Source organism: Aquimarina sp. KJ22-3 (genome assembly GCF_055808215.1).
In genome coordinates, this window is the sequence record NZ_CM147859.1 from 4534780 (window position 1) to 4547434 (window position 12655).

A 12655-nucleotide genomic window follows, 5' to 3' on the forward strand; every position below is an offset into this window, starting at 1 on the left:
AACCAGATCTATCTTTTATGACCCTTTTAAGACATATAAGTTTCTTTTCTTTAGTCCTAATTGCTTTTACTAAGAGCACTTTTGCTCAAAATAACCAATTACGAGCCTATACCCTTGAAGATGGATTACCGCAATCACAGGTTTATGATATCATTCAAGACGAGATGGGATATCTCTGGTTAGGAACCCAAGGAGGAGGATTATGCCGCTTTAATGGAGAAGAGTTCGAAATCTGGAACGAGACCGATGGTTTACAATCTAACTATATTCATGCACTACACTCTGCCAATGATAGCCTTTTCATAGGAACTAAAGGAGGTCTATCCATAAAAACCAAAAATAAATTCACCAATCTAGAAGGTCCTAGAATCAATAAAATATATAGAATTAATAACAAGACCTATCTAGCTACAAATATTGGTATCTATCGATATGACAGAAAACTAGGGTTAAAAAAGATCAACCTCAACGCCAAAATCAATACCAGTATCATTAGTGATATTGCCTTTGATGGTAAACTCTATTGGATAGCAACCAATAAGGGACTTTGGAAACTAAATAAAATTCAAAACAAAGCTACCATTATGGAGCGCCACAGTGCCCATGATTTTACTGCTGCTATCTATCATAAAAACAAAATATTTGCCGCGGCAGTTGATCAAGGGATTTTGATTCTTAATACAAACTCAAAATCTTATGGTAATTATTGGGTGTCTAAACCACTAAGAGTGACCAATGTTTCGGTTCATAATGATAGTGAACTATGGTTTGCCACCGACAATGAAGGGATAAGAATAATCGACGCGAATACTCATGCACAAAAAAGAGTGATTAATAGACGTAATGGTTTATCAATATCACATATTCGAAAAAGTATCGTGGATCGCCAATCTAATATTTGGATCGCTACTTCTGGTGGTGGGTTTTATAAATATTTTCAGAACAATTTTATACACTATGATCAGGATACCGGATTAAAAGGTAACCGGGTTTATGCAGTTCATCAAACCAAAGATGGTATATGGGCATCAAACTCTGAAGTAGGTTTGGTAAAAATTGATTCCTTGGGTATACACCATATACCACAGGATGATCGCCTATCCGAAGTAAAAATTAAAACGATTACAGAAGACCTAAATGGAAACATTTGGGCAGGAACGGACGGTAAAGGAATATTATTTAAGAAAACAAAACTCGTAGATAGTATCGTCATCGATTCTAGCAAAATTCAGGATTCCCAAACCGAATCTGTAGTGCAAATAGATACAATCAAGAAAGTGGTTTACGAAAACTTTATTATCGATAAAGATAATGGTATCCCATCAGAATGGATAAGGACTCTTCATATTGATAAAAACAAAATATGGGCAGCATCTTATTCTTCTGGAATTTTCAGATTCAAGTATGACTCGATAAGAAACCGAATTACACAACTCAAAAAATTTGAAAGGCGCAACGGAATTAAAGATCTACAAATCCGATACATGAAGCAGGATTCGTTGGGTAAAATTTGGTATGCTACCCAAAATGGTCACCTAGGTTACATCTACAAAGATCGTGTTACTCATCTCGGAAACGTACTTAACCAAAAGACTGCTATAAGCACATTGCTTTTTCACAAAAACAAATTGTTTATAGGTACTGCAGGTAGAGGGATTTGGTGGTCTGATTTAGAGGATAAAACATTTTCGGTTAAAAAGTTAAAAGGAAGAAAAAGACCCTATTCGGATAATATTTATCAAATGATATTCGATGATCAGGACAACTTATGGGTAGGAAGCGAGAGAGGAGTCGACAAAATAGAACTCAATCAATCCAACGATATTGTAGATATTTTTCACTTTGGTAGAAATGACGGTTTTTTGGGTATCGAGACTCATCTTAATGCCGTGACCAAAGATAAAGATGGAAATTTATGGTTTGGTGCCATTTATGGGCTTACCAAATACGAACCTACAGAGACGACCAAAGTCACCGTAAAACCCAGGTTGTTTTTTGAAGATGTTGAAGTAGCCTATCAAAGTATTGATTCGATTAACTTGAATTCGTGGACCAATAGTCCTAAGGTGCTAAAACTTAAACCACATCAAACCGAATTATCCTTTAGCTACAAAACGATAGATTTGGATCACCCCAACGATATAGAGTATCGATTTCGATTGAATAATTCAGAATGGAGCCCCTGGTCTTCTGAAAGTAAACAAAATTTGGCAGGATTGGCATATGGCGCCCACTCCTTTACTGCACAATCCCGTAATTATAGATGGGAAGAAAGTGATAATGCCAGCTTTAATTTTTTTATCGATAGTCCTATTTATGAAAAGACTTGGTTTCAGTTATCTGTTTTGGCCGGAATTCTATTGGTTTTAGGAGGATATGCGCTAACCTATATCAGACGTGTGAAGCGAAAGAATAAGGAAGAAAGAGAACGCTTACAAATGCAAAATCATCTACTTTCTCTAGAACAAAAAGCTTTACGTTTACAAATGAATCCTCACTTTATATTTAATGCCCTGAATGGTATAAAAGCGATGGGAACCAGTAACCCTCAACGCATGAATACCACTATCAACACTTTTGCTACTTTGCTAAGAGAAACCTTGGATAACTCAAGAAAGGATTACATTACACTGGATCAGGAAATACAGACCTTAAAACACTATATAGAAATAGAACAATTAATGGCTAACAAACCATTTACCTATACTATTGCTATAGATTCTGATCTTGATCCAGAAGAGATTCTAATTCCTCCTATGCTCATTCAACCTTTTGTTGAAAATGCAGTTAGGCATGGGATTTTGAAAGGTGTACGTGACGGAGAACTGCAGATACAGTTTCATACAACCGAAGAATTCTTACATTGCACTGTAATCGACAATGGACAAGGAATTTTTCAATCCCAAAAAATTAAAACAAATACCGACCATCAATCTATGGCCTTGACGGTAACCAGAGAACGATTAGAGTTCATATCAGGAAAAGATTCCTTGAATATTGAAGAAATAATGACCAACGGAAATACGGTAGCAGGAACACAAATTGCGTTCAAAATACCATTACAAACTGACTATTAAGACTATGCTAACAGCGATTATTGTAGACGATATGCCCGATGCCTTACAGCTTTTAAAAAGCGATATAGAGGCCAATCATCCAGAAATTAAAATCATCGATACTGCTCAAAGTGTTGTGGGAGCTGCAAAATCTCTTCGCAATAAAGAACCCGATATCCTTTTTTTGGATATCATGCTGGGTGATGGAACCGGTTTTGACGTTTTGGAAATTTTTCCGGAGCTGCAATCCAAAATCATTTTTGTGACCGCAAGTGATGAGTACGCCATACGAGCTTTTAAATTTGCTGCTATCGATTATGTATTAAAACCTTATTCTAACGAAGAGCTAGCGCAAGCTATCGCCAAAGCCAAAAAACAAATTCAACCCAACAAAGAGCGATTGAATATTTTGAAAGATACTTTGTCGGCACCAGAACAAAAACCCGATAAAATATCGCTTCATACACTAGACAAGATCATTATTGTAAATCTCGATGATATCATACGATGTGAATCGGATAGCAATAACACCATATTTTATTTACAGGATGGGCAAAAAATATTTGTGACCAAAACTCTTAAGTATTTTGCAGATATGCTCAAAAACTATCAGTTTTTGAGAGTACACCAGAGTCATTTGGTCAATTTACAGTGTATTAGTGCCTTTATCAAAACTGACGGAGGCTATTTGATGCTGAAAAATGGCGAAAACATCCCTGTTTCTGTTCGAAAAAAGAATGAGGTAATGGAAATTTTGGATCGACTTCATCGATAGCAAACAATAGCTATCTTCCATCGATCTATTCAAATATGTCTTCGCAATTTTGTGATTCGCAATTATTGCCGCGTACTGATTCTCTGGGATTTGTAGTTAGACATGAAATATCAATGGATTCCCTAGTAAATGAATCACTACCACCCCTAATTGTTCTGTAGTCAGACAATCTAGCAATAGTCCATTTCTCAAAATCCAGTTTTCTTACTTTTTTCATGATTTTATTATTTGTAATTAGCTAATTAAAAAAAATCAAAAATATCATCGCATTCTACAGACTCACAGTTATTTCCTTCTACAGATTCTCTTGGACGGGTGGTTAAATCACACTCCTTATCGTTGGTGTAGGTAATTTCAATCCCTCCCTTTATGGTATCCATATTAGAAATTTTGGCCACCTTTAATTTTTTCAATTGTAACCGCTTACTTTTTGCTTTCATGAGTTTGTATTTGATTGCGTCTTTCTAAAACTACTAATAATAAACTTTATAGTCTGTCTTATCAGTAAACTACCTCTACGTTTTCCGGAAAAACACTTTTCAAAATTATGATTTTCAGAATTTTACGTAAATTAAATCAATAATTAAAAATGAGAACAATTATAATTATTCATCCTGTTTTTGAAGCTGTTTGATAAAGTAAGAAGGATGAATTCCATTTTTCTTGTAGAAAGATTTTGAAAATGCCTGGCTGGTATTAAATCCAATCTCCTTGGCGATAGCTGCCATGGTATATTGTTTAAATTTTTTATCCTCTTTTAGTTTTGTTACCGAATAATCGATTCTTAAATCATTAATATAGGTGCTAAAACTCTTGTTTTTATATTTATTTACTACTTTGGAAAGATACTTGTAATTAGTATTAAAACGCTTGGACAGGGAATTCGTAGTAATATCTGGCTCCAAAAATCCTTTGTTTTCTTCAAATCGCGTAAGTTGATTCAAAATATCTGCTACGATATCTTCGGCGATACCAATTTCGGTATCCTGAGTATCCGCTATTAATTCTTTTTTCTTCTCTTTATCATTCGAGATCGTAGTAGTAGCGTTGTACAATTCATTAAATTTTTCTTGTACGTTTTTCGTTTTATATAATTCTGAATCCAAAAAGCCAGAAAAAGAATACTGATAGAAATAAGTCCGATAGTAATATAAGAATAGGATTTCTTCTCATTCTCGAGAGCATCAATAATTTCTTGTTTTTCGGATAGTAATCTTGGGGTGTCGTATTTCTGAACCACGTTTTTGATCAAATACTTGTAATCACTATTCAAGCTACTGTCGATGGCTAAGCGTCTTTCGATATATTTCAAATGTAGATCCTTATCCCCGCTTTTTTTATAATGTTCGATAAGTACATCATAACTATTTCGAATCTCTGGAATCGCCATATGATTCTTGCTGTATATTTCATCAACTTTTTTATGAGCTTCCAGGGCCGTTAATGGCTCTCCCAAAGCAGATAATGTCTTACCCAAGTAAAAATAACCCATACTCAAATTTGCCGTACTTACCGGATCATCTGTATCCGAAATCAAATCAATTGACTTTGTTAAGCTATCTTTTGCAGCCTGGTAATTCTCTTTATAAAACTGATTAATTCCTTCATTAAGAATAAAGTGAGATTTCCATTCATAAGTATCTTCTAGAATTGTAGAAAACGAATATCCCGCTTTATTAAACAAAGAAGCAGAATCCAATTTTCTGTGATGGATATATGCATCAGATAACGCAAATACTGTTGTAAAATAGTCCTGCGGTTTTTTCTCTTTGAATTCTGTAAAATAGGCAACACATTTTCTTAACGTAGGAAGACTGGTCTCGTGCTCTCCTACATGGGCCTTGATCAAAACCATATCCACAAGTGCCTGATGGTAGTAGAATTCTTTATTGTGTTTTTTGGCTTCTTCGGTGACTTTTAAATAATAATCAAACGCTTTTTTGAAATTGAAAGTATTATAATAAATAGTAGCTTTATCCTGATAGGCAAGTAATGGATAGCGAGCATTATTCAGAGGTTTACTTAAGGCAATAACACTATCATTGTATTGCTGTGCGAGATCGTAATCGCTAATCTTGGAATACAAATAGAACCCATCAGCAAGCACAAGACTATCGTTATTCTGTCTCGCTTTTTTGATATATTCCTTAAGGATTTCCTTGGCTAATTGTACAGAATCACTTCTGTGTTTGTAGTACGCTCTTCTTAATACTTTATAATCTTCCTTTGTTTCGTTATCCACTTGATAAGCATGTGAAGATAGGGAAATAGTAAACATCAAAAGGATAAGACCATACAAGCGTACGTTGTAATTCATGAGGATAGGATTTCGAATATCATCTAAAGGGGTAATCATAGTATTATCTAAAACTCTAAACGAATATTTATCATAAATATTTGGACGTTATAATCCTTACTTCAAAAACAAACCCAATCTCCTGGATAGAATTACAACTTCATAAATATACTTATTTATATTTAAGCAACAATCAAACACAAAAACCTTACAATCAATTGTTTATATAAAAAATTTAACAATACGGATTCATGGAATTGGCAGCCTTTTTTCCGGAATCCGTAGAGTTATCACTTGGTATCAAGCCTATTGCACGTCTATATTTGAGTGTCAAGTGAACAAATTATGAATACAACTAAAAACACAAATACGTCTGTATTAAAAGCGGCAGCTTCATCCCCAATGAAAGTGGTACATCGTAGTGTTTCTTTTGGAGAAAAGGGAAGTATTAATCAAAACCCTATTTACAACAAAGTGTCAAGTATTGACACATTTTCTGAAAACAAAATATCGAAAACATCGATTATTAAATTAATCCCTCAACCCAAAAAAACAATAAGACACCAACCTTCTTTAGTTATCGCGGATGTTATAGTCCGTACAAGAGATGAAATATTTCTTCATACCATAACACAATACATTATTAGCAACATTGCCAGTCCAGACCTTAATGTGAGTAGAATCATGAGAGTGGCACACATGAGCAGGACTCAATTACATCGCAAACTCAAGAGTTTATCCGGGCTTTCTACAACAGCTTTTATAAGATGCATCCGCCTGGAAAGAGCTGCTTATCTACTACAACAAAATGTGGATAATGTCACTCAAATTGCATATCGAACTGGGTTCTCCGATCATTCTTACTTTACAAAATGCTTTAAACGTAAGTATGGTGTTTCTCCTTCGGACTATATTCGAAATCACAAGGTATCTTACCTCCTTTAACCTCTTTTATTTGTGGTAAAAGTTACAGGTTAAGCCAATAAGTAACTTTCAGCACTATGGATCGGGTACGAACATCAAACGCAAAACGATCTAGGGGATCCACCTCACCAGTAAGGAAATTATCAGTATACACCAAAATTAAATCTGATACAGGAGCAAAACGCCATTGAATACGAGCATTGATATTGGTGTTATCGCTTTGAGAGTTGTATTGTACAAATAGTGAAGTAAATACACTTTTTGAAAACGTATAATCCACACGAGGACTAATCAAAAAAGTTTCCCTGCCTCCATCCAAATGAGGTAAATCGAAGTAGTTTACCGCATAATTCAAGGAGAATGAACCTCGGGGTTGGTACCTGATGGTAAAGCTACCTCTTGTTCCGTAACGCCAACCATTAAAATACTCTCCGATATAAGGGCTTAAGCTCCAACTAAATGCTTTTCTTCGATCACTCCTAAAATTACCTGTAAAACTAAAATAGGAAAAGTCCTGATCCGCATCCAATTCTAAAGAATCAGTACCTGTAGGATCAAATGGATCAAACAAATACACATAATTATGATTAAGATTAAACTGAAAAGTAGCACGCTCTGCCAATTCTCCTCCCCACCCTACAGAAAAGAAATGATCTGTTTTACCAAACTCAGGTCTCCAAAATACATCCGCTTCAGCCCTATAGGTGTGGTTATTCATAAATTCATTTTGAGGGTAATATCGAAGTTCTGTAACTGGATTAATCCTAAAATAATTGGTTCTTGGCACAAACCCTACTTCGGCATTATAATCTTCATCCACGTACTCATGACTCCAAAGCACACCAAATTTTCTGGTGTTGTAGTTTAAAGTACTTCCTTGAGCAATAGCTATATCGGTATCTGGCGTAAAGGTCCCATGCACAAAGGTCTTCCCTGACCAGGTATTATCCCTGGTGGCATAATTAAAATCTATTCCTGCCATCCTGTTATAACGATTAATATCCAGGGTGTCCAATCCATCAATATCAGCTACTTGTCTGTTTACTGCGATGAATCCAATATTCGATCTTGTCCATAGTTTACGTTGCGCAACAGCTACTCCATAATTAACACTAGGAATCCCCTGTTCTTGGCTAGAAGCTGTTTGCATATTCAAAAATCCAATTCGGGTATTGGGGTCAAGCTTTCCACTTATTCGTAATCCGCCATATATCCTGTTCTGAACTAGTTCTTCGGTACGTACATCCTCTCCAACACCGATTCTTCTGGAAAAAAAGGGTTAATATTTGCGAACCCAAACTGTCCAAAAAGATCTGCATTTTCCAGAAAGAACTGTCTGCGTTCTGGGAAAAAGATTTCAAAACGATCCAGGTTGGTAATTTGCTCATCTACTTCTACCTGAGAGAAATCAGGGTTCACCGTTAAATCCAAATTAAGTCCTGGCGAAAGTGCTATTTTGGCATCTCCTCCGGCTTCAAAAAAAGTATCAGAGGGTGTATCATCTTCGAAATCTTTATTTACCCCAGAAGATACGAAGGGAATTAACGAAACTGCACTACTTTTTGTTGTCAGTTCTTCTTCCCAAATCATTTCAGCAGGATACGCCAAAGTAAAAACAATCTGATTTCTTGGCACTCTGGAATGTGTACTAATCTCATTGGATTGGGAATCGAAACGGTAGCAAGAGAATCCCCATTTCTTGGATGGTGTGGGGTATCTGAGGGTGCTAAATGGGATTTCTAATTCGGCAGTGTAATATCCATCGTATTTTTGGGCTTCTCCTTTCCATTTGTTATCCCAAGAAGTAGAAAAATCTCGTAAAACGTTTCCTCCATTACTAATGATTCCTTCTCTGCGAACTCCCTCAGGGTTAATTCCAAAATAAAGTGCATTGGTACCATCATCAAAAGTATCGAAAAGCAATGTGATATTATCCGCACCTCCCGCTCTGTAATCCCTACGAAGAGAATTAACTATCCAATCATTACCCGCTGCATAACATTTGATCCCTATATAAAGATTCTTTTGATCGGTGCACATATAGATTTCTGTCTGTGCTTTTGCAGGAATAGAATCTGACGGAAAATATTGCACAAAATCTTTTGCCGGAGTTAGTTTACTCCACACTCCCTCATCCAAAACACCATCGATCTGGATATCTTCATTGGTAGTACCTACTGTGAATGATTTCTTCTGAAAAATATCGGTTTGTGACCAGCTTATTGATACCGAAAGCAATAAAAGTAGAACGATTAATAATCTCATTTCAGGATCTTCGAATGGCTATTAGTTAGGTAATATCTTGTTACAATTCCCTAAAAATAGAATACCAAAATTTAGTTTCTGTTAAAATTATGACAAACTAGAATCTCGACAGTCCCTCACCCATTTTCATTGAGGATGTGTTAACCTTTATTCATAATTCTCATAAAGCTTTAGACATACCCAGTAGTAGGGTATTACTTCAACATAAATTAAAATTACATACCAATGAAAACAAAAATTAAGATGGTGATCTTAAAAAGAAACATGGTAATGGCATTCGTTTTAGGAATAGTCATGACCAGTAATTTATGGTCACAGCAAATCCTTTTGGATAAACCGGTAAAGGCAGGGGAACTTACATTATTCCCAGATTTGAACGATCAAAATGTATACTATTATTTATCAGACAAACCCAAAATAGGGCTAGATGATAAAGGCAGGCCACAATTCTCTTTTCTACGATTTGTTGAGAACGTGGCCTCGGGAAGTGACGAGGAGGCGAGAAAAGAAGGAGAAGGAGGTGGAATTGTGCATGCCGTAATTCAATTAGGAGTAACCGAAGATCAATTACGAGAAGCAAGGACCGCCCTGCGTAGGATCAATAACCGAGGGAAAATTGAAGGCCCTATTGTGTACAAAGGCGGTACTATAGCCTTAATTTCTTCATTTACAGATACGGAAGGAGATTTGACGAAACAGGTGATCGGTTTGGGTAAAGCTCCTATTCTAGATGGGCAAAAAGCCGCTGTATCTATGGAACTGACCAAAAAGGGCGCTAAAATTTTATGGCAATCTTTCAAGACCCCTACTCCCGATATGAGTATCTCATTCGAAATGGAACTTTCCGGTTTTCGATCTCCCATACGGGCGTTGCTAGAGGCTAACTTTGATCAAATTTATGAACACAAAAACTTTGAGGCAGCTGTAGCATCACCGATTCTAGCCGCCGAAATCAAAGCCTCTTTTGAAGATTTAACAAAAAATGGGGCGATCAAATTAACGCAGGTTGGAGAAGATGAAAACATGGATAAACTCATCGAGATGGCGTATAGTAAACTTACGCGTATGATGTTTGAGCCTGTAGAAGGTACAGGAACACCGAATTTGGGACAACTCTCTTCTACACTAGGTACAGGTGGCCAGACCAGTATGTTAGATCGGGCAACAAATATGCTGAATACAGCCAATAGACAATCTAATATCCAAAGTTACAATGTACCTGAAGAACAATTGAATCGGGATATTACGGAGGAAGAAGCAGCAGAAATACAAAGAAACCATAGAGAAGGAGAAACGGAAAGTAGTAACTCTCCTCAACAGGGGAGGAATCAAAACTCAGGAAGTAATGGTACTCCTTCTCTGGCAATAGCCGCAAGTTTTGAGATGAAAAGAGTCCGCCAACGAGGGACATTTACACTAGATTTCAACAAGTATTTAGCCGATAATCTTGTGGTTCGATTTGATGAAAATTTTGGTCAGATCAACTGTGAAGCTTGCTTTAGAGAAATCAATTTAGACGATCCTTTATATAAACAACGTGAAATCGTTGCTTTTTTGGATGGGCTTAATTTCGAAGATTTCGGTAAATATATCAACTATGTAAATGTGATTATGAAGAAAAAGCACGAAGAAGGAGAAATCACCATAGACGAAGTACGGATTGACAGAAATAATTTTAATGCATCTGGTAATAATTTTAAAATGCTTTACGGATGGAAAGGCGATAACAATCGAAAGAACTGGGAAAAATATCAATTCAAGACCGAATGGAATTTCTTTGGTGGAGTAAAGGTCGAAAAAGATTGGGAAGAAACCATTACTAATACCATACCCATTGCTCCTCCTTTTAGAAGAACAATTATTGACCTGGAAGCCGATCCAGACATTATCAAGGATGCAGGAGTACGATTTATTGAGGTTGTTTTGCACTATGAAATCGCAGGTAAGAGACAATCCAAGCGTTTAAAACTTAATACAAGATCCCAACAATTTTCCGGTCAGCTAGAAATCATACAAGAGCCTGATAATTTAAACTATGACTACGAAATCACCTGGTATATCCCAGGAAAAGATGCCATCTCATCTGGTAAATCAACCAGTAATAGTTCTATTCTTTTTTTAGACAATTTATCTGATAAAATTTAAAACAAATACAATGAAAAACTCAATCATAACATACATATTCATTGGGATATTATATTTAAACATCCCAATGATTCAAGCACAGGTTACCGACTCATCGGTTACCGATAGAGAAGAACAACGATATCCTGGAGTCACTCCAGAGGACAGACAGGTTATATCAGAATACGCGCAATTGGTTACCGAAGCCAGAAGAAATATATTAGGGGTATACAGTAATGTAATGACTGACCTTATCGATAATGTATTGACCGGTACCGAAAGTAGTACAAGAGTGAATATGGGGCCTGTAATAGCTAATCAACTGACTCTAGAGTTAACCAGTCGATTAAATCAATTAACACAAGGGCTTCCTTTATTTTCAAGAAGTTACCAATTACTGAGAGCTATGCAACAAGAACGAGATCGTGCAGCGGCCGCTTCTCAACGTTTTGATATCATTTCGCATTTTAGACAAGAAAGGGCTAGAATTCAAGATGCTTTATCTCATACGATAGAAAGCGATGTAAGGGACCAAGTATTACGAGAATTTTCCAGTTTACCCCCGGATTCAGATCGCACCATTTATTTAAGAAGATTACAGGATTTCAACCATCAACATAGCGGTAATCTATCTCGACTGATCCCTAATCAACATGTAGCTGAATTTAGAACCATAGTGAGATACCTCAATTCGTTTAGAGTGCGCACTAGCAGGCAAGGTGTAATTTATATCAATATTCATGTTGGTCCGTTTACCGTCTCTGGAAATGGGGATTATGATGGCTTGGAAGCAACTTTCCCTTGGTATCGCTATCAAAACCCTAAATCTGTTAAGTTTACTATACTTGCTCCCATGGGAGAATTACTACAAGAAGAATTAAATAGATTAAGAAATGCACACCGAGGTTTGTACAACTCTATCTTTGACATACAAGTAGTAAAAGTAGTTCGTTTTGAAGCTCGGGAAGAAGGCAGAGTGGACGCATTACCTGGAAGAACCGAGATCATAAGATATCCAAATGGGGTATTAGGAAGAAATAATCATTTTAGACAAGGGTTTCTTCATCCAAGGCAAAATTACACAGAAGCTTTTCGACGTTTTTATCAATTTGTAGAAACCAACGAAGCACAATATCAACAGTTAGGAAATGAATATCAAAACTCGAATTGGACTCCAGTAAGAGATGTTAGATTTGAAAGAAGACTCTAAATCCT

At 36.2% G+C, this 12655-nt stretch carries 10 protein-coding genes; 5 read left to right on the forward strand and 5 right to left on the reverse strand.

The genetic code is table 11. The annotated features are described in order from the left end of the window. Positions 1 to 17: 17 nt before the first annotated feature. Positions 18 to 3077 carry a ligand-binding sensor domain-containing protein gene (locus AC0L3Q_RS20815; protein ID WP_473282557.1) on the forward strand — a complete coding sequence of 1020 codons (3060 nt, stop codon included), beginning with the start codon at positions 18 to 20 and terminating at the stop codon, positions 3075 to 3077. Between the two features lie 4 nt (positions 3078 to 3081). Then, a complete protein-coding gene (locus AC0L3Q_RS20820) occupies positions 3082 to 3831 on the forward strand; it encodes a LytR/AlgR family response regulator transcription factor (RefSeq protein ID WP_084549604.1) in 750 nt (249 codons plus the stop codon). 242 nt (positions 3832 to 4073) lie between these two features. On the opposite strand, the gene AC0L3Q_RS20825 is transcribed toward AC0L3Q_RS20820, so the two are convergent. The 3 genes from AC0L3Q_RS20825 to AC0L3Q_RS20835 all read right to left on the reverse strand — a co-directional run bounded on the left by AC0L3Q_RS20825 (position 4074) and on the right by AC0L3Q_RS20835 (position 6148). Beyond that, complete coding sequence (locus AC0L3Q_RS20825) at positions 4074 to 4271, reverse strand: hypothetical protein (RefSeq protein WP_473282559.1); 198 nt, start codon at positions 4269 to 4271, stop codon at positions 4074 to 4076. Between the two features lie 165 nt (positions 4272 to 4436). Further along, positions 4437 to 4886 (reverse strand): helix-turn-helix domain-containing protein, encoded by a 450-nt coding sequence (locus AC0L3Q_RS20830; RefSeq protein ID WP_473282561.1) that lies wholly within the window; start codon positions 4884 to 4886, stop codon positions 4437 to 4439. Further along, complete coding sequence (locus tag AC0L3Q_RS20835; protein WP_473282563.1) at positions 4832 to 6148, reverse strand: hypothetical protein; 1317 nt, start codon at positions 6146 to 6148, stop codon at positions 4832 to 4834. Before AC0L3Q_RS20835 ends, AC0L3Q_RS20830 begins: the two co-directional genes overlap by 55 nt. Before the next feature lie 324 nt (positions 6149 to 6472). Between AC0L3Q_RS20835 and AC0L3Q_RS20840 the strand changes: the two genes are divergently transcribed. Beyond that, the gene (locus AC0L3Q_RS20840) at positions 6473 to 7072 is read left to right on the forward strand and encodes a helix-turn-helix domain-containing protein (RefSeq protein WP_473282565.1); all 600 of its coding nucleotides are present in this window, start codon (positions 6473 to 6475) and stop codon (positions 7070 to 7072) included. A 22-nt stretch (positions 7073 to 7094) separates the two neighbouring features. Here the strand turns inward: AC0L3Q_RS20840 and AC0L3Q_RS20845 are convergent, their stop codons facing one another. Both AC0L3Q_RS20845 and AC0L3Q_RS20850 read right to left on the reverse strand, forming a co-directional pair. After that, entirely contained in the window at positions 7095 to 8312 is a 1218-nt protein-coding gene (locus tag AC0L3Q_RS20845) for a DUF5916 domain-containing protein (RefSeq protein WP_473286992.1), read from the reverse strand. After that, positions 8276 to 9316 (reverse strand): carbohydrate binding family 9 domain-containing protein, encoded by a 1041-nt coding sequence (locus AC0L3Q_RS20850; RefSeq protein WP_473282567.1) that lies wholly within the window; start codon positions 9314 to 9316, stop codon positions 8276 to 8278. The genes AC0L3Q_RS20845 and AC0L3Q_RS20850 overlap by 37 nt, the downstream gene beginning before the upstream one ends. A 225-nt stretch (positions 9317 to 9541) precedes the next feature. On the opposite strand from AC0L3Q_RS20850, the gene AC0L3Q_RS20855 reads away from it, so the two are divergent. Next, positions 9542 to 11461 carry a hypothetical protein gene (locus AC0L3Q_RS20855; RefSeq protein ID WP_473282569.1) on the forward strand — a complete coding sequence of 640 codons (1920 nt, stop codon included), beginning with the start codon at positions 9542 to 9544 and terminating at the stop codon, positions 11459 to 11461. A 10-nt stretch (positions 11462 to 11471) separates the two neighbouring features. Beyond that, positions 11472 to 12650, forward strand: coding sequence for a hypothetical protein (locus AC0L3Q_RS20860; RefSeq protein ID WP_473282571.1), 1179 nt, complete (start codon positions 11472 to 11474; stop codon positions 12648 to 12650). Positions 12651 to 12655 lie beyond the last annotated feature (5 nt).

What these genes read in the sequence shown, in the direction of transcription:
- AC0L3Q_RS20860 (WP_473282571.1), top strand. Translation starts at nt 11,472, where the DNA reads ATGAAAAACTCAATCATAACATACATATTCATTGGGATATTATATTTA.
- AC0L3Q_RS20825 (WP_473282559.1), bottom strand. Translation starts at nt 4,271, where the DNA reads ATGAAAGCAAAAAGTAAGCGGTTACAATTGAAAAAATTAAAGGTGGCC.
- AC0L3Q_RS20840 (WP_473282565.1), top strand. Translation starts at nt 6,473, where the DNA reads ATGAATACAACTAAAAACACAAATACGTCTGTATTAAAAGCGGCAGCT.
- AC0L3Q_RS20855 (WP_473282569.1), top strand. Translation starts at nt 9,542, where the DNA reads ATGAAAACAAAAATTAAGATGGTGATCTTAAAAAGAAACATGGTAATG.
- AC0L3Q_RS20835 (WP_473282563.1), bottom strand. Translation starts at nt 6,148, where the DNA reads ATGAATTACAACGTACGCTTGTATGGTCTTATCCTTTTGATGTTTACT.
- AC0L3Q_RS20815 (WP_473282557.1), top strand. Translation starts at nt 18, where the DNA reads ATGACCCTTTTAAGACATATAAGTTTCTTTTCTTTAGTCCTAATTGCT.
- AC0L3Q_RS20820 (WP_084549604.1), top strand. Translation starts at nt 3,082, where the DNA reads ATGCTAACAGCGATTATTGTAGACGATATGCCCGATGCCTTACAGCTT.
- AC0L3Q_RS20850 (WP_473282567.1), bottom strand. Translation starts at nt 9,316, where the DNA reads ATGAGATTATTAATCGTTCTACTTTTATTGCTTTCGGTATCAATAAGC.